At 74.1% G+C, this 17,733-nt stretch carries 10 protein-coding genes; 9 read left to right on the plus strand and 1 reads right to left on the minus strand.

Going from position 1 to position 17,733, the window contains the following annotated elements; translation table 11 throughout:
* Positions 1 to 296 precede the first annotated feature (296 nt).
* The 5 genes from ABT238_RS16435 to ABT238_RS16455 all read left to right on the plus strand — a co-directional run bounded on the left by ABT238_RS16435 (position 297) and on the right by ABT238_RS16455 (position 8,500).
* The gene (locus ABT238_RS16435; protein ID WP_350564085.1) at positions 297 to 5,243 is read left to right on the plus strand and encodes an NAD-glutamate dehydrogenase; all 4,947 of its coding nucleotides are present in this window, start codon (positions 297 to 299) and stop codon (positions 5,241 to 5,243) included.
* Between the two features lie 107 nt (positions 5,244 to 5,350).
* On the plus strand, positions 5,351 to 5,980 hold the full coding sequence (locus ABT238_RS16440; RefSeq protein WP_350564087.1) for an RNA polymerase sigma factor: 630 nt from the start codon (positions 5,351 to 5,353) through the stop codon (positions 5,978 to 5,980).
* A complete protein-coding gene (locus ABT238_RS16445) occupies positions 5,977 to 7,032 on the plus strand; it encodes a CU044_5270 family protein (RefSeq protein ID WP_350564089.1) in 1,056 nt (351 codons plus the stop codon). Before ABT238_RS16440 ends, ABT238_RS16445 begins: the two co-directional genes overlap by 4 nt.
* Before the next feature lie 264 nt (positions 7,033 to 7,296).
* The gene (locus tag ABT238_RS16450) at positions 7,297 to 7,767 is read left to right on the plus strand and encodes a hypothetical protein (RefSeq protein WP_350760543.1); all 471 of its coding nucleotides are present in this window, start codon (positions 7,297 to 7,299) and stop codon (positions 7,765 to 7,767) included.
* Between the two features lie 271 nt (positions 7,768 to 8,038).
* Positions 8,039 to 8,500, plus strand: coding sequence for a hypothetical protein (locus tag ABT238_RS16455; RefSeq protein WP_350564090.1), 462 nt, complete (start codon positions 8,039 to 8,041; stop codon positions 8,498 to 8,500).
* A 116-nt stretch (positions 8,501 to 8,616) separates the two neighbouring features.
* On the opposite strand, the gene ABT238_RS16460 is transcribed toward ABT238_RS16455, so the two are convergent.
* Positions 8,617 to 11,427 carry an FtsK/SpoIIIE domain-containing protein gene (locus ABT238_RS16460; RefSeq protein ID WP_350564092.1) on the minus strand — a complete coding sequence of 937 codons (2,811 nt, stop codon included), beginning with the start codon at positions 11,425 to 11,427 and terminating at the stop codon, positions 8,617 to 8,619.
* 426 nt (positions 11,428 to 11,853) lie between these two features.
* Here ABT238_RS16460 and ABT238_RS16465 point away from each other — a divergent pair, with 426 nt between their 5' ends.
* From ABT238_RS16465 to prfB, 4 genes are all read left to right on the plus strand, one after another.
* Positions 11,854 to 13,776: a serine/threonine-protein kinase gene (locus tag ABT238_RS16465; protein ID WP_350760585.1), complete on the plus strand. Its 1,923-nt coding sequence runs from the start codon at positions 11,854 to 11,856 to the stop codon at positions 13,774 to 13,776.
* A 44-nt stretch (positions 13,777 to 13,820) separates the two neighbouring features.
* Positions 13,821 to 14,987, plus strand: a complete 1,167-nt coding sequence (locus ABT238_RS16470; protein ID WP_350564096.1) for a GH12 family glycosyl hydrolase domain-containing protein — start codon at positions 13,821 to 13,823, stop codon at positions 14,985 to 14,987.
* 198 nt (positions 14,988 to 15,185) lie between these two features.
* Positions 15,186 to 16,445 carry a serine/threonine-protein kinase gene (locus ABT238_RS16475; RefSeq protein WP_350760604.1) on the plus strand — a complete coding sequence of 420 codons (1,260 nt, stop codon included), beginning with the start codon at positions 15,186 to 15,188 and terminating at the stop codon, positions 16,443 to 16,445.
* A gap of 102 nt (positions 16,446 to 16,547) precedes the next feature.
* The gene (gene prfB / locus ABT238_RS16480) at positions 16,548 to 17,660 is read left to right on the plus strand and encodes a peptide chain release factor 2 (RefSeq protein WP_350564099.1); all 1,113 of its coding nucleotides are present in this window, start codon (positions 16,548 to 16,550) and stop codon (positions 17,658 to 17,660) included.
* The last annotated feature ends 73 nt before the right edge of the window (positions 17,661 to 17,733 follow it).

Consider the following 17,733-nt stretch of genomic DNA (forward strand, 5'->3'; position numbering starts at 1 on the left):
CGGCTTTCGGCGCAAACCGGCAGGCTGATTGGACAAGCTGTCCAGGACGGCCCGATCTTCCTGCAGGTTTGCGCCTGCTTGTCCCCTGACACCTTCGATTGATCCCGTTAGGCTGGCTGGCGTCGTCGGGTGGTTCCGCAGAGGCCGAACGTCTCGTCCTACCCGCTGCAGAGGTGTTCCATGCGTGCCATGGACGCCTTTCAGCAGGACGGTGCGGCAGGATTGCGGAAGACCCGGCGGTGATCCCGATACCACCACCGAGTCACGCAACGGCGCGCGACAGGAGCCAAGAAGTCATGCAGACCAAGCTGGACGCAGCCAAGGCCGAACTGCTCAGGAAGGCAGCAGCAGCCGCTGAGAACAGCCAGGTGGGGGGAGCGGCGCCGGGGGAGGGACTGAGCAACGGCGCTCTGTCCGCGTACCTGCACCACTACTACCTCCACACCGCGCCCGAGGACCTGGTCGACCGCGACCCGGTCGACGTCTACGGCGCGGCCGCCTCGCACTACCGCCTGGGCCTCAAGCGCCCGCAGGGCACCGCCGAGGTGCGGGTGCACACCCCCTCGGTCGAGGAGAACGGCTGGTCCTGCGGCCACACCGTGGTCGAGGTCGTCACCGACGACATGCCGTTCCTGGTCGACTCGGTGACCAACGAGCTGTCCCGCCAGGACCGCGCGATCCACGTCGTCATCCACCCCCAGCTTGTCGTCCGCCGTGACATCACGGGCAAGCTGCTGGAGATCCTCGACGTCGACGCCTGCGCCCGCAGCCAGGCCGCCGGCGCCGAGTGGCCGGCCGACGCGACCGTCGAGTCGTGGATGCACATCGAGGTCGACCGCGAGACCGACCGCGAGGACCTGCGCGAGATCGAGAGCAACCTGCGCCGCGTGCTCGGCGACGTCCGTGAGGTCGTCGAGGACTGGTCCAAGATGCGCGACTCCGCGCTGCGGCTGGCCGACGAGCTCGCCGAGCAGCCCCCGGCCGGCCTGCCCGAGCAGGAGGTCGGCGAGGCCTGGGAGCTGATGCGCTGGCTCGCCGACGACCACTTCACCTTCCTCGGCTACCGCGAGTACGACCTCGTCGAGCACCAGGGCGAGGAGGTCCTGCGGGCCGTCGCCGGCACCGGTCTCGGCATCCTGCGCTCCGACCCGATCACCCGCGACGAGCAGCACCACGCCGTCAGCGAGGCCTTCGGCCGGCTCTCCGCGCCGGTGCGCGCCAAGGCCCACGAGAAGAAGCTGCTGGTCCTCACCAAGGCCAACAGCCGGGCCACCGTGCACCGTCCCGCCTACCTCGACTACGTCGGCGTGAAGAAGTTCGACGCCAACGGCGAGGTCATCGGCGAGCGCCGCTTCCTCGGCCTGTTCTCGGCCGCCGCGTACACCGAGTCGGTCAGCCGCATCCCGGTCGTCCGCCGCAAGGTCCAGGACGTCATCGCCGACTCCGGCTTCTCCACCGAGAGCCACGACGGCCGCGACCTGCTGCAGATCCTGGAGACCTTCCCCCGGGACGAGATCTTCCAGACCCAGGCCGACGAGCTGCTCCAGATCGCCACCAGCGTCCTCTACCTGCAGGAGCGCCGCCGGCTGCGGCTGTTCCTGCGCCAGGACGAGTACGGGCGCTACTTCTCCGCGCTGGTCTACCTGCCGCGCGACCGCTACACCACCCGCATCCGGCTGCGCCTCATGGACATCCTGATGCAGGAGCTCAACGGCGCCTCGATCGACTACACGGTCTGGTCGACGGAGTCGGTGCTGACCCGGCTGCACTTCGTCGTCCGGGTCACCCCCGGCAGCGAGCTGCCGCAGCTGACCGACGCCGAGGTCGAGCGGATCGAGGCCAAGCTGGCCGAGGCCGCCCGGTTCTGGATGGACGGCTTCAACGACCAGCTGCACGTCGAGCTGGGCGAGGAGAAGGCCGCCGAGCTCTCCCGCAAGTACGCCAACGCCTTCCCCGACGGCTACCGCGCCGACTTCACCGCGCGCACCGCCGTCGCCGACCTCAAGCAGATCGAGTCGCTGCACGGCGAGGGCGACTTCCGGCTGAACCTGTACCAGCCGGTCGGCGCCGGCGACGACGAGCGCCGCTTCAAGATCTACCGGGTGGGCGGCCCGATCTCGCTCACCGAGGTGCTGCCGGTCCTCCAGCGGCTGGGCGTCGAGGTGCTCGACGAGCACCCGTACGCGCTGACCCGCTCCGACCACACCACCGCCTGGGTCTACGACTTCGGCCTGCGGCTGCGCGAGGCCGTCGAGCTGACCGACGAGGCCCGCGAGCGCTTCCAGGAGACCTTCGCCGCCACCTGGACCGGCAAGGCCGAGAACGACGGCTTCAACGAGCTGGTGCTGACCGCCGGGCTGACCTGGCGCCAGGCGATGATGCTGCGCGCGTACGCCAAGTACCTGCGCCAGGCGGGCTCCACGTTCTCCCAGGACTACATGGAGGACGCGCTCCGCAACAACACCCACACCACCCGCCTGCTGGTGAACCTCTTCGAGGCCCGGCTGAGCCCCAGCCACCAGCAGGGCGCGCTGGAGCTGACCGAGGGCATCCTGGAGGAGCTGGCCGGCGCGCTGGACGAGGTCGTCTCGCTGGACGAGGACCGCATCCTGCGCTCCTTCCTGCACCTCATCAAGGCCACCCTGCGGACCAACTTCTTCCAGCACGACGGCTCGGGTGCGTGGCACTCCTACGTGTCGATGAAGTTCGACCCGAAGGCCATCCCGGACCTGCCGGCCCCGCGCCCGGCGTTCGAGATCTGGGTCTACTCGCCGCAGGTCGAGGGTGTGCACCTGCGCTTCGGCAAGGTCGCCCGCGGTGGTCTGCGCTGGTCCGACCGGCGCGAGGACTTCCGCACCGAGATCCTCGGCCTGGTCAAGGCGCAGATGGTGAAGAACACCGTCATCGTGCCGGTCGGCGCCAAGGGCGGCTTCGTCGCCAAGCAGCTGCCGGACCCGTCGGTCGACCGTGACGCCTGGCTGGCCGAGGGCGTCTCGTCGTACAAGACGTTCATCTCGGCGCTGCTGGACATCACCGACAACCTGGTCGCCGGCGAGGTCGTCCACCCGGCCGACGTGGTCCGCCACGACGAGGACGACACCTACCTGGTCGTCGCCGCCGACAAGGGCACCGCGACCTTCTCGGACATCGCCAACGGCGTCGCCGAGTCCTACGGCTTCTGGCTGGGCGACGCGTTCGCCTCCGGCGGCTCGGCCGGCTACGACCACAAGGGCATGGGCATCACCGCCCGCGGCGCCTGGGAGTCCGTCAAGCGCAACTTCCGCGAGCTGGGCCACGACACCCAGACCGAGGACTTCACCGTCGTCGGCATCGGCGACATGTCCGGCGACGTCTTCGGCAACGGCATGCTGCTCAGCGAGCACATCCGCCTGGTCGCCGCCTTCGACCACCGCCACATCTTCCTGGACCCCAACCCGGACGCGGCCGTCTCCTACGCCGAGCGCCGCCGCCTGTTCGAGCTGCCCCGCAGCTCCTGGGACGACTACGACAAGTCGCTGATCTCGGCGGGCGGCGGCGTCTTCCCGCGCAGCGCCAAGTCGATCCAGCTGTCGCCGCAGGTCCGGGCCGTGCTGGGGGTCTCCGACACCCGGCTCACCCCCGCCGAGCTGATGAAGGTCGTCCTGCAGGCGCCGGTCGACCTGTTCTGGAACGGCGGCATCGGCACCTACGTCAAGGCCTCCACCGAGTCCAACGCCGAGGTCGGCGACAAGGCCAACGACGCCATCCGCGTCAACGGCGAGCAGGTCCGCGCCCGCGTCGTCGGCGAGGGCGGCAACCTCGGGTGGACCCAGCTGGGCCGCATCGAGTACGCGTCCGCCGGCGGTCCCGAGGGCAACGGCGGCTGGATCAACACCGACGCCATCGACAACTCGGCCGGTGTCGACACCTCGGACCACGAGGTCAACATCAAGATCCTGCTCAACCAGGTGGTCGCCGACGGCGACATGACGGTCAAGCAGCGCAACACCCTGCTCGCCGAGATGACCGACGAGGTCGGCCACCTCGTGCTGCGCAACAACTACGCGCAGAACGTGGTGCTGGCCAACGCCGTCGCCCAGGCGCACAGCATGGTCAACGTCCACTCCCGGATGATCAACCGCCTGGAGTCGCAGGGCCGGCTCGACCGGGCCCTGGAGTTCCTGCCCACCGAGCGGCAGATCCGCGAGCGCCAGCAGAACGGCCGGGGCCTGTCCCAGCCGGAGATGTCGGTGCTGCTCGCCTACACCAAGATCACCCTCGCCGACGAGCTGCTCGCCACCGAGCTGCCCGACGACCCGTTCTTCCGCACCGCGCTGCACGAGTACTTCCCGAGCGCGCTGCGGGCCCGGTTCGCCGAGCAGATCGACCGGCACCCGCTGCGCCGCGAGATCATCACCACGCTGATCGTCAACGACACGATCAACCGGGGTGGCTGCACCTTCGCCTTCCGTCTGAAGGAGGAGACCGGCGCCACCTACGAGGAGGTCGCCCGCACCCACACCGCGGCCCGGGCGGTCTTCGGCCTGGAGGAGATCTGGTCCGAGATCGAGGGCCTGGACAACAAGGTCCCGGCCCGGGCGCAGACCAAGATGCGGCTGCACGTGCGCCGTCTCGTCGAGCGCGCCACCCGGTGGATGCTCAACAACCGGCGCCAGCCGCTGGACATCGCGGGCACCATCGAGTTCTTCCACGACCGGGTCAACCAGGTCTGGGGCTCGCTGCCCAAGCCGCTGCGCGGCGAGGACCTCGTCTGGTTCGAGAAGATCTACGGCGAGCTCACCGAGGCCGGCGTGCCGGAGCAGCTCGCCACCCGGATCGCGGGCCTGTCCTCGACCTTCCCGACCCTGGACATCACCGAGGTCGCGGACCGCTCCGGCAAGGACGTCGCCCAGGTCGCCGAGCTCTACTACGACCTGGCCGACCGCCTCCAGATCACCCACCTGCTCGACCGCATCATCGAGCTGCCCCGCACCGACCGCTGGTCGTCCATGGCCCGCGCCGCCATCCGCGAGGACCTCTTCGCGGCCCACGCGGCGCTGACCGCCGACATCCTGGCCTGCGGCCCCGACGGCGCGGCCCCCGAGGAGCGCTACACCGCCTGGGCGGACCTCAACGCCACCCTGCTGAACCGCGCCAAGAGCACCCTCGACGACATAAGGGGGTCGGACAACTACGAGCTGTCCAGCCTCTCCGTCGCGATGCGCGTCATCCGCACCCTGCTCCGCACGGGCTCGATGCGCTGACACCCGGCCGGCACGGCGAACGGCGGGCCCGCGTCCTGATGGACGCGGGCCCGCCGCTTTTCCGCTTCGGGAGGGAACCCGACGGGGCGGTGCGGACAGGTGGAGGTGTGGAACTGTCGCAGCGGGGACGGATACGGGATGGCGATCAGTGGGCGTTCGGGGAGCTGTTCGACGAGACGGCGGGTGATCTGTACCGGTACGCGGTGCGGGCCACCGGGGACTGGGCGGTCGCGGAGGACGTCGTCCAGCTGACCTTCCTGGAGGCGTGGCGGCTGCGGCACAAGCTGCGGGAGGACGGCGGGGCGGTGCGGCCCTGGCTGTTCGGGATCGCCGCGAACGTCCTGCGCAACACCGCCCGGGCGGCCCGGCGGCACCGGGCGGCGATGGACCGGCTGCCGGTCCGGGAGACGGTGCCGGACTTCGCCGACGAGCTGGTGGGGCGGCTGGACGACAGCGCGCAGCTGGCCGCCGCCCGGCGGGCGATGGGGCGGCTGCGGAAGGCCGAGCGGGAGGTGTTCGGGCTCTGCGTGTGGGCGGGGCTGGACTACGCGGGTGCGGCCGAGGCCCTGGGGGTGCCGATCGGCACGGTGCGTTCGCGGCTCTCGCGCGCCCGGACCAAGCTGCGCGCGCTCGCCGAGGAGGAACTGCGCAACGGGCGGGAACTCCGCCCGGCCTCAGGACAGGTACGGGGTGGCCGCGTCGGAGCGGCCCGGTCGATACGGGAGACGAACCGATGAACGAGGACGAACGCGCTGAGCTGGACCGGCTGGTGCCGGGCCCGGCGAGGCCCGAGCTCTCCGCCGACCGCCACCGGTTGTTGAGGGGACATCTGATGAGTGAGATCCGCGAGACGAAGCCCGCGCGGGCCCGGCGCGGCAGGCTCGGCTGGGTGGCGGTGCCCGCCCTGGCGGGCGGACTGGCGCTGGCGGTGGTGCTGAGCGGCGGCGGCGCGGGCACGCCCGCGCCGCCGCAGCAGGCCCAGCAGCAGAGCACCGGCGGGACCACGCTGAACGCCGCCCCCGTGGGGGCCGTCCAGCTGCTGACCCAGGCGGCGGACACCGCAGCCGGCAAGCCCGACCCGAAGGCGGGCAAGAATCAGTTCGTGTACGTGGACAGCCTGGTGGCCTTCTCCAGCCTCAACATGGCCACCGGCGAGTCGAAGGTCGACCCCGCGCACCGCCGCCAGATCTGGCTCTCGGTGGACGGCAGTCGGCACGGTGTCCTGAAGGAGGAGCGCGGGGACGGCAAGGCCATCGCTCCGGAGAAGACCAAGCCGGGGGATCCGGCGCCGCGCACCGACGGCGGCATGTGGCTCGACCCGAACGCCAAGCCGGGCCTCAACGCCCCGACGTACGCGTACCTGGCCACGCTGCCGACCGACCCGGACGCGCTGCTGAAGAAGATCTACGCCGAGACCAAGGGCATGGGCCCGGGCCCCGACCAGGAGGCCTTCGTGACGATCGGCGACCTGCTGCGGGAGCAGCTCGCCCCGCCGGCCGTCAGTGCCGCGCTCTACCGGGCCGCCGCGAAGATCCCCGGCGTCACCGCGGTGGACGACTCCGTGGACGCCTCCGGCCGGCACGGCGTGGCCGTGGCCCGCGAGAACGGCGGCATCCGCACCGAGTGGATCTTCGACCCGAAGACCCACGAGTTCCTCGGCGAGCGCACCGTGGTCGCCGCCGAGGGCAACGAGCTCGGCAAGCCGGGCACCGTCACCGGCCACTCCGCCGTCCTCGGCCGCACCGTCGTCGACCAGCCCGGGGAGGAGGCGCCGCAGAAGAGCGCCTGAGCCGGAAGGGTTCCTTCGAAGGACAGGTGAAGCCGTGGGGCCCGGTGCGAGCGGGCCCCACGGCTGTTTCCTGCGGCCTCCACGGTGCGCGGTGCGGGCCGATCGGCCGTGATCGCGCCATCGAGGGCCGGTTTCCGGTCCGATGGTGGATCCATGGGGTCGATCGGCCCTGTAGGGCATGCGGAACATCTGCCAGATTCGTGACGCGCCGTAAGTGACATGTCACATATGGCGTTTCGGATACGACAGAGGAGGAGTAGCACGATGCGAACGAACCGACTCGCCCTGACGCTGGCGGGTGCCGCCGGCGCGGTGGCGATGCTGGCGGCGCCGACCCAGGCGAGTGCCGCCCCGGCCGGCGCGACGAACAGGACCACCACCACGGAGACCTGCAGCTCGACCAGGCTGCAGTCCGGACTGATGACCTGGCTCTGTGCCGAGGTGACCGGCAGTGACGTGCAGCTGGTGGGTTGGATCAACCTGGCCGGCCCGCCGAGCCCGGGGGGCCCGTACCCGCAGCCCCGCAACCTGTGGACCGCGCTCTCCGGCCAGGTCGTGGGCGGCGCCTCGCTCGGCTCGGACAGCAAGTGGACGTGGTTCGACCTCGGCATGACCGACGTGCGCGGCGTCGGCGGGACCGTGGCGTGCGGCTCCACCGTGCGCGGCAGCTTCGGTGTCACCGATCCCGGCTGGGGGCCGAATCCGGTCACCGTCGATGTCGTGGTGCCGTGTTGACGGACACGTCGTCCTGACCGGTAGGCGGTCGAGGCGGCTGCGGGCCCGGGGGTCGGGGGGCCTCGGGCCCGTCCCGTTCCCGCCAGGGATTCGGGGCCGGGCCGTGATCGCGCCATCGAGGACCGGTTTCCGGTCCGATGGTCGATCCCGGGGGGCGATCGACTGCGGGGTACGGGAAGCGCGTGCCAGAGTTGCTGCATGCCCCATGTGAAATGTCACATATGGCATGCAATGCCCTGAGAATCCGACGGAGCAGAAGAGGAGTGGGACGATGCGAGCGAACCGACTCGCCCTGACGCTGGCGGGTGCCGCCGGCGCGGTGGCGATGCTGGCGGCGCCGACCCAGGCGAGCGCTGTCCAGGCCGGCACGACGACCACCACGGAGATCTGCAGCTCGACCAAGCTGCAGGCCGGGGTGAATACCTGGCTGTGCGCCGAGGTGACCGGCGGCGACGTGCAACTGGTGGGGAAGATCTACCTGGCCGGTCCGCCCAGCCCGGGCGGCCCTTACCCGGAGCCCCAGGACCTCCTGACCGTGCTCGACGGTCAGGTCGTGGGCGGCGCCTCGCTCGGCTCGGTCAACAAGTGGACGCGGTTCCACGCCAGCCTGGTCGAGGTGCGCGGCGTCGGCGGGGCCGTGACCTGCGGCTCGACCGTGCACGGCAGCTTCAGCGTCACCAAGCCCGGCTGGGGATCGGTCCCGGTCACCCTCGACGCCGTGGTGCCGTGTTGACGGACACGTCGTCCTGACCGGTGGGCGGTCGAGGCAGCTCGACCTCCAACGGCCGTCCGCCCCCGCCGCGACAGCGATCGCGGCGGGGGCGGACGGCCGTGCGGACTTCTTCCGCCTCAGCGGGCGGCGGCGCGTTGGAGGGCGCTGGCGAGGAGGGCGAGGTCGGTGGGGCCGTTGCCGAGTTCGCGGACGGGGCGGCGGGCGGGCGGGGCGCCGAGGGTGAGCGGGTCTATGGCGACGACGGTGGGGCGCAGGGTGGCGGTGCGCGGGATGCGGCCGCTGATGCGGGCGGCCTGGAAGGCGGTGACGCCGCCGTCGGGGAGGCGGAGGTAGCCGCGGCCGGGGGTGGCCTCGGGGAGGGCGGCGGCGTCGCCGAGGTGGATGAGGAGGTCGGAGTCGGCCGGGTCGTCGGTGCGCAGGGCGATGCGCAGCAGGGCGGCCTCGTCGACCTCGGTGCCGGTGGTCTCGTCGGGGCGGCCGGTGGTCACCGCGAGGTGGACGCCGAGGGCGCCGCCGCGGCGGGCGACGGCGGCGAGGGCGCGGGCGAGCGGGCGGCCGACCGGGGAGGTGGGGGAGAGCAGGGCATCGTAGTCGTCCACGACGACGACCAGGCGGGGCGGGCAGGGACCGCTGGGCGCGGGCGGGGCGACGGGGGAGTCCGGGCTGCGCGGGTGGATGACGCGCGCGGGAGCGGGCGCGTCGGGGGCGCCGACGGTGGCCGGGACCGGGACGGGCTCCCCGTCGAGGATGCGGGCCGCGTGCCAGGAGGCGAAGTCCAGCCCGTCGAACAGCCGCTCGCGCAGGACCAGCTCGTCCTCCAGCGCCTCCGCCGCGAGCAGCGCGGCCCGCGGGTCGGCGGCGGCGTTGACCCGCCCGGTGACGTGCGGCAGCTCGCTGCACCCGGCGAGGCCGTCCTCGGTGGCCCGCCCCTCGACGATGGTGACGGCGAGGCGTTCGGGCCGCTCGGAGGCGGCCAGCGAGGCGACCAGGGTGCGCAGCAGCTCGGTCTTGCCGGAGCCGCGGGCGCCGCCGATCAGCAGGTGCGGGCCGCCCGGGTCGGGGGAGGGGAGGGTGAGTTCGGGGTCGGCGAGGTCGAGGACGCACAGCTCGTCGCGGGTGGTGCCGAGCAGGGCGGTGGCGGCGCCGATGCCGCCGGCGTGCGCGGCCCAGCGGGCGGACAGCTTGGCCGGGGTGACGGTGTCCAGCTGGAGCAGGTCGAGCAGCCGCAGCGCGTCCGGCAGCGGTCCCCGGTTGGCGGGGGCGGCCTCGCGCAGCGGGGCGAGGACGCGGGCGAGCCGCTCGGCCCAGGCGTCGGAGACGGCGTCCAGGGAGACCTCGTGCAGGGTCTCGCGGCCGCGGGTGACCGGGCCCGGGCGGTCGAGCGAGAGCTGGGTGCCGACCTCGCCGGTGATCAGCGCGGTGGCGCCGAGGCCACGGGGCAGCAGTTCGGGCTGTTCGGCGAGGCAGACCGGGAAGATGCCGACGGCCGGGCCCTGACGCAGCAGCAGGTCGAGCGCCAGCCGGGCGGACTCGGTGCCCGGGCGGCCGTCGACCACGACGACGGTGGCGGGGTGGCCGCCGAGGCCGACCGGCCCGCTGAGCCGGCCGGTGAGTTCGGTGAGCCGGGCGGTCGCCTGCTCGTCGTCGAGACCGAGCAGCAGCCGGCAGTCCTGGCCCTCGGCGGGGCGCAGGTGGGGCAGCCACAGCGCCCAGGCCCAGGTGTCGGCGCGGTCCTGCGGGGTGCGGGCCGGATCGGCGTCGACCACGACCAGGCTGAGCCCGGTCGGCGGGTGCAGCGCGGCGAGCTGGGCGACGACGGCGCGGGTGAGCGCGTCGAGGCGCTCGCGCGGGCCGCTGAGGCCGAGGCTGCCGGCGGTCTGCAGGTCGACGGTGACCGGGACGGCGGGCAGCACGGTGCCGGGGGAGGTGCCGGGGCCGCCGGGCCGGTCGGCGGTGCCGAGCCGCAGGGTGAGCGCGTCGGGGTGGCCGGGGCCGCGCTCCCAGAGCCGGGGGCCGGGGCCGAGCGCGTTGAGCAGCAGGGTGGCGAGGTCGGGCCAGCGTTCGCGCTGGGCGGCGGCCTGCCGGATGCGGACGGCCGTGTGGTGCCGTTCGGCGCTCTCCTCGGGCGGTTCGGCGCTGGAGCGGCCGAGCCGCAGCGAGAGCAGGCCGCGGCCGCGCCCGGCGGGCGGTTCGGGGGCGGCCGGCGGTTCGACGGCGGGCGGCGCTGGGCGGACCGGGGCGGGGGCGGAGAGCCGGAGGTGGCCGTGGCCGTCGGGCAGCGCGGCGCGGCCGGGTGCCCCGGAGGTGTCCCGGGGGTCCGGGGCGGTGACGCGCAGGGTGGTCTCGCCGATCCGCAGCAGCGCGGTGCCGTCGAGCGGGACGGCCTCCTCGGGCGCGCCGGGCGGGACGATCCGGCCGTCGACGGTGGTCCCGTTGGTGGAGCCGAGGTCGCGGACGGTCACCGTGCCGTCCTCGGCGAGGTGCAGGGCGAGGTGGAGCCGGGAGACGTCCGGGTCGTCGACCGGGACGTCGGCCTCGCCGGAGCGGCCGACCCGGATCTCCCGGCCGTGCAGGCGGTGCACCCCGCCGGCGTCCGGCCCGCCGACGACGCGCAGCTCGGCGGCGGCCGGGGTGTCGTCCGGGTCCTCGGCGGTCGGGTCCGGCTCGTTGAGGGAGAGGACGGCGCCGTCCAGCAGCGGGGGGTGACCGAGCAGCGTGTGCTCGTCCACCCGCTGGGTCCCCGCGTACAGGTGCACATGGGTGGCGGCCCGCGGTCCGCGCACGCCGACGGCGCCCGCGAGGGCGCCCGCGAGGGAGCCGAGCGCGGTGCCGACGGGCGCGGTGACCAGCACGTCCACGTAGGGGATGGCGGAGCCGGCGGCTGCCGGGCCGCTGCGCGGTCGGAGGACGGTCAGCCGGATCTGCATCTCGCCCGCGGTCCCTTCTGCTGGTGTGACGCCTTGTGCCGCTGCCTCGGGCCGCCACGGGGGTGCGGGGGTGGCCGCGACACCGCTTGGGCCACAAGAGTGGCGAGTGTCATCCTGCCATCCGTCACGGACAGTCCGCGCACCGTACCGGATTTGACGATCTTGCGATCATGGCCATGGTGGAGGCGACGGGGAATCAGGTCAACCGGCGCCCGGAAGGGCAGACCCCGCGGCCCCCGCGGAACCGCCCGCGCACGCTCCGGGTCTTCCCTTGGGGGATGTCCCCCAACCCGGGCGAACGCCCCTGCCGGTCGCCTCAAAAACGGGAACGGACCCCGTTAGAGTGGCCGGAAACACGGGCCCGGCAGGCTCACCGCACCGGCGGAGGAGCGCCCCGCGCGGGCGGCACGGCGAGGAGTGCGACAGGTGCGGCCAGTCGGCAGCAAGTATCTGCTGGAGGAGACCCTCGGACGAGGGGCCACCGGCACCGTCTGGCGCGGCCGGGTCCGCGCCGACGTCGAGGTGCCCGGCAGCGCGCCCGGGCAGCTGGTGGCGATCAAGGTCCTGCGCGAGGAGCTCGCCGCCGACCCGGACGTGGTGATGCGCTTCCTGCGGGAGCGCTCGGTGCTGCTGCGGCTGACCCACCCGAACATCGTCAAGGTCCGCGACCTGGTCGTCGAGGGCGAGCTGCTGGCCCTGGTGATGGACCTCGTGGACGGCCCGGACCTGGCCCGCTACCTCCGCGAGCAGGGCCCGTTCAGCCCGATCGCGGGCGCCCTGCTGATGGCCCAGGTCGCCGACGCGCTGGCGGCCAGCCACGCGGACGGCATCGTGCACCGCGACCTCAAGCCGGCCAACGTGCTGCTCGCCACCGCCGTCGTCGACGCGACCGAGCAGATGCACCCGATGCTGACCGACTTCGGCATCGCCCGGCTCGCCGACTCCCCGGGCATCACCCGCAGCCACGAGTTCGTCGGCACCCCCGCGTACGTCGCGCCGGAGTCCGCCGAGGGCCGCCCGCAGACCTCCGCGGTGGACGTCTACGGCGCCGGGATCATGCTGTACGAGCTGGTCACCGGCCGCCAGCCGTTCCAGGGCGACAACCCGCTGGCCATCCTGCAGGCGCACCTCGCCCAGGAGCCGCAGCGGCCGTCCACGATGCCGGAGCCGCTCTGGACGGTGATCGAGCGCTGTCTGCGCAAGGACCCGGCGCAGCGGCCGAGCGCGGTGTCGCTGGCGGGCGCCCTGCGGGTGGTCGCGGCCGGGGTGGGCGTGCACGCCTCGCCGGCGGCGGTGGACGCGGCGATCGCCGTCGGCGGGCTGCTCCTGCCGGACCCGCAGCCGGCCGCCGTGCCGGGCGCGCCGGTGGGGGTGCCCGGACTGTCGGCGGACGCGCCGTTCGGCGCCGAGGACCGCACCCAGGTGCTCCCGGCCGGCCACCCCGGTCACCCCGGTCAGCAGCCCGGCCAGCCCGGCCAGCAGTACGACCCGGCGGCCGCGACCCGGGTGATGGGCACCCAGCCGCCCCCGTTCGACCCGGCGGCGACCCGGGTGATGCCGCCCGCCGCCGTGCCGCCGCCCCCGCCCGGCCCGCCGCAGGCCGAGACCCCGCACCCCTGGCAGACCCAGCTGCGGGCGGCCCGGGACCGCAACCAGCAGACCGAGATCGCCTACTTCGGGCCCGAGGACTTCGAGGCCCCGCCGGTCGCCCCGCCGCCCTTCCAGGCGGGCCAGGGCGGCCAGCCCGGCCACCCGCCGCAGGGCTACCAGCAGCCCGGCCAGTACCCGGGGCAGCACCAGGGCCAGCAGCACCAGGGCCGGCAGCAGCCGGGCGGCTACCGGCAGGCCCCGCCGCCCGGATACGCCCAGCGCCCGCCGGTCGCCCCGCCGCCCTACCAGGCAGGCCGGCCGGGCCGCCCCGGGCAGGGCGAGGGCAGCCCGCAGCCGCCCGGCGGCTACAACCAGCCCCCGGCCGCGCCCGCCGGGCGCCGGCCCGCGCCCGCCCCGCAGCACCCGGCCCCGCAGCAGGCGGCCCCCGCCGCCCCGCCGCGCCGGGCCGAGCCGCCCGCGCCGCAGCACCGCGAACCCCCGCAGCGCCGCGCCGAGCCGCCCCGCGAGGCACCCCGGGAGGCCCCGCGCCGCGAGCCGCGCCCGCGCAGCCGCAACCGGATGTACATCCCGGGCCTGGGCTGTCTGAAGGGCTGCCTGATGGTGCTGCTGGTGCTGGCACTGGCCGCGGCGGCGCTGTGGAACTTCACCCCGCTGCCGGAGTACTGGGCCAACGTCCAGGACTGGTTCTCCAGCGCCAAGGACTGGGTGACGGACCTGTTCGGCAGCGCGAAGAACTGACGGGCACACAGGAACGGCGGATCCCGGGGGGCTTGCGAATGAGGGTGCGACACACGTCCGGACGCCCGGCGGCGGCGGGCCTGCTGCTCGCCGTCGTGGCGGCGCTGCTGCCGGCCGGTCCGGCGGTGGCGGCGCCGACCCCGCACTGCGGCCGGTACGAGACGGTGCCGGTGGCCGGCGGTCGGTACGTGGTGGACAACAACGCCTACGGCCCGGGGACGAACACCTGCCTGGCCACCGACGGCGGCCCCGGGTTCACCGTGCACTCCTCGGACGCCGCCGCGAGCCCGCCGGCCGGACCGGTCGCCTACCCGGAGATCTTCGACGGCTGCCACTGGAACACCTGCTCCACCGGCAGCGCGCTGCCGCTGCGCGTCTCCGAGCTGGGGCGGGCGACCAGCAGCTGGTCCACCACGCTGCCCGCCGCGGGCGACTTCAACGTGGCCTACGACCTGTGGTTCCACACCACCCCGGCCACCCCCGAGGCCAACGGCCAGCCGGACGGGGCCGAGCTGATGATCTGGCTGGACCGCCGTCCGGCCGGGTCCGGTCCCACCGGTTCCACCGCGTACGTCGGCGGGACCGGCTGGACCAGCTGGCAGCTCACCATCGCCGCCAACGGCCGGCAGTGGCCGATGGTCGCCTACCAGGCGCGGACCCCGGTCGACTCGGTCACCGACCTCGACCTGCGGGCCTTCGTCCGGGACGCGGTGGCCCGCGGCGTGGTCAGGCCGGAGTGGTACCTGGTCTCGATCGAGGCGGGCTTTGAGCTCTGGAGCGGCGGTGCGGGCCTGCGGACCGACTCCTTCGCCACCGACGTCCGCCCGGGGCGCCCGACCGGCCCGGTCGGCGCGCCCGGCGGCCACTGCCTCGCCGACCTGCCCGGGAGCGTGGCGGACGGCCCGGAGCCGGTCGCGCTGCTCGCCTGCGACGGCTCGCCCGGGCAGCAGTGGAGCGTGGAGACCGACGGCACGCTGCGGCACGCCGGCAAGTGCCTGGGCACCGACGGCAACGCGGCCTCGCTCAACCCCTGCAACGGTTCGCCGTACCACGTCTGGCTGGTCGGCCTGGCCGGCGCGCTCTGGAACCAGGGCGCCGAGGGCTGCCTGCGCGACCCCGCGGCCGGGGCCGCGCCGGGCGGCGGCGCCGACCTGGCCGGCTGCGACGGGTCGGCGGGGCAGCGCTGGACGCTGCCGGCCGAGGTGGTCTGACGGGGAGCCCGGAGCCGCCCCCGTCGGCAGGATTGACGCTTTGTCGACAATTCACGGGATTTCCCGCCGCCCAGCACCGGCCGAGCGGCCCCAGGAGGCCCGCGGAAGGCGTCCGGGCGCGTAGGTTGGTCGCTGTTGTCCCGCCCCACCGAGTGCTCCGGACCCTCCCGGAGCGCTCCCGCCGCCCACGGAGCAGCATTGGCACGCAAGATCGGCAGCCGCTACACCGTCCACCAGGTGATCGGCCGGGGCTCGGCCGGGACGGTCTGGCTCGGCGAGGGCCCGGACGGTCCGGTCGCGGTCAAGCTGCTGCGCGAGGACCTGGCCGCCGACCAGGTGCTGGTCGGGCGCTTCGTCCAGGAACGCGCCGCGCTCACCAGCCTCGACCACCCCCGGGTGGTCGGCGTGCGCGACATGGTCGTCGACGGCAGCGACCTCGCCCTGGTGATGGAGCTGGTCCAGGGCACCGACCTGCGCTCCCGGCTGGAGCGCGACGGCGCGCTGCCCCCGCAGCTCGCCGCCTCGGTCATCGCGGACGTCGCCGACGGCCTGGCCGCCGCCCACGCGGCCGGCATCGTGCACCGGGACGTCAAGCCCGAGAACGTGCTGCTCGACCTCGCCGCCGCCCCCGGCCCCGGCGGCGCCCCGCGCGCCAAGCTGACCGACTTCGGCGTGGCCCGGCTGGTCGACGCCCCGCGCCGCACCCGCGCCACCCGGATCATCGGCACCCCCGACTACCTCGCCCCCGAGATCATCGAGGGCCTGGAGCCGCGCGCCGCCGTCGACATCTACGCCCTCGCCACCGTGCTGTACGAGCTGCTGGCCGGCTTCACCCCGTTCGGCGGCGGCCACACCGGCGCGGTGCTGCGCCGGCACGTCACCGAGCAGGTGCCGCCGATCCCCGGCCTGCCCGACGGCCTGTGGCGGATCATCGCCGAGTGCCTGGCCAAGGCCCCGGCCTCCCGGCTGCGCGCCGCCGAGCTGGCCGCCCGGCTGCGCGAGCAGCTGCCGGCCCTGGCCGGGCTGCCGGTGCTGGCCGTCCCGCAGCAGGGCCGGGCGCCCGCCGAGGAGCAGCTGACCCCGGGCGAGGCGGTGTACGCCGAGGTGGACGCCGCCCCCGGCACCCACAAGCGCCGCCGCGGCCCGGCCGTCCCGCTGGTGCCCGGGGTGGCCCCGGACTCCACCCGGGACACCCACACCAGCCTGCGCCGTCCCTCCGCGCACGAGCTGGCCTCCTACGCGGCCGAGTCGCGGGCCCAGCGCACCACCCCGGGCGCGGTCCACCGCCGGGACCGCCAGGCGCTGCTGCGCCGGCGCCGGGTGCTGGCCGTGCTGCTGGCCGTGGTCCTGCTGCTGGCCGGCGCCGCCGCGGCCTGGACCGCCTTCGCCGCCACCGCCCCGGACGCCGGGCCCGGCCCCCGTCCGACCGGCGTGTCGGGCGCCCCGAGGGCGCCCTAGCGGCGCGCCCGGGGCCCCTCGGCGGCCCGCTCCGGGAGCCCGCGGGGCCCCCGACGCACCCGGGGTCGTCATGAGCACCCCGGGAACCATTACCCTGGGGGCGTGGCAGCCGTCGATCCTTCCGAAGAGCTCAAGAACCTCGAAACGACCATGGGGTCGATCGAGGCCGTCCTCGACCTGGACAAGATCCGGGCCGACATCGCGCGTCTGGAGGAGGAGGCAGCCGCCCCCGACCTGTGGGACGACCTCGCGAACGCCCAGAAGGTGACCAGCAGGCTCTCCTTCCTCCAGGGCGAACTGCGCAGGGTCGAGGGCCTCCGCGGCCGCATCGACGACCTGGGCGTCCTGTTCGAGCTGGCCGAGGCCGAGGACGACGCGGACACCCGCGCCGAGGCCGAGACCGAGCTGGTGGCCGTCGCCAAGGCGGTCGAGGAGCTGGAGGTCCGCACCCTCCTGTCGGGCGAGTACGACGCCCGCGAGGCGCTGATCAACATCCGCGCCGAGGCCGGCGGCGTGGACGCCGCCGACTTCGCCGAGCAGCTGATGCGCATGTACCTGCGCTGGGCCGAGCGGCACGGGTACCCCACCGAGGTGTACGACACCTCGTACGCGGAGGAGGCCGGCATCAAGTCCGCGACCTTCACCGTCAAGGCCCCCTACGCCTACGGCACCCTCTCGGTCGAGCAGGGCACCCACCGCCTGGTCCGCATCTCCCCGTTCGACAACCAGGGCCGCCGGCAGACCTCGTTCGCCGGCGTCGAGGTGCTCCCGGTCGTCGAGCAGTCCGACCACGTCGACATCGACGAGTCGGACCTGCGCATCGACGTCTACCGCGCCTCCGGCCCCGGCGGCCAGGGCGTCAACACCACCGACTCGGCGGTGCGCATCACGCACATCCCGACCGGCATCGTGGTCTCCTGCCAGAACGAGCGCTCGCAGATCCAGAACAAGGCGTCCGCGATGAACGTCCTCCAGGCCAAGCTGCTGGAGCGGCGCCGCCAGGAGGAGAAGGCGGCGATGGACGCGCTCAAGGACAGCGGCAGCTCCTGGGGCAACCAGATGCGTTCCTACGTGCTGCACCCGTACCAGATGGTCAAGGACGTCCGCACCGAGTTCGAGGTCGGCAACCCGCAGGGCGTGCTGGACGGCGACATCGACGGTTTCATCGAGGCCGGCATCCGGTGGAGGAAGCAGCGGGAGACCGCCGCGCAGTAGTCCGCGGTCGCCCGCGGTCCGCACAGGACATACGGCAGGGCCCCCGACCGGTCAACCGGTCGGGGGCCCTGCC

The sequence above is a fragment of the Kitasatospora sp. NPDC001527 genome, from assembly GCF_040298605.1.
In the GTDB taxonomy this organism is placed as follows: domain Bacteria; phylum Actinomycetota; class Actinomycetes; order Streptomycetales; family Streptomycetaceae; genus Kitasatospora.

What these genes read in the sequence shown, in the direction of transcription:
- ABT238_RS16435 (WP_350564085.1), top strand. Translation starts at nt 297, where the DNA reads ATGCAGACCAAGCTGGACGCAGCCAAGGCCGAACTGCTCAGGAAGGCA.
- ABT238_RS16445 (WP_350564089.1), top strand. Translation starts at nt 5,977, where the DNA reads ATGAACGAGGACGAACGCGCTGAGCTGGACCGGCTGGTGCCGGGCCCG.
- ABT238_RS16450 (WP_350760543.1), top strand. Translation starts at nt 7,297, where the DNA reads ATGCGAACGAACCGACTCGCCCTGACGCTGGCGGGTGCCGCCGGCGCG.
- ABT238_RS16455 (WP_350564090.1), top strand. Translation starts at nt 8,039, where the DNA reads ATGCGAGCGAACCGACTCGCCCTGACGCTGGCGGGTGCCGCCGGCGCG.
- ABT238_RS16460 (WP_350564092.1), bottom strand. Translation starts at nt 11,427, where the DNA reads ATGCAGATCCGGCTGACCGTCCTCCGACCGCGCAGCGGCCCGGCAGCC.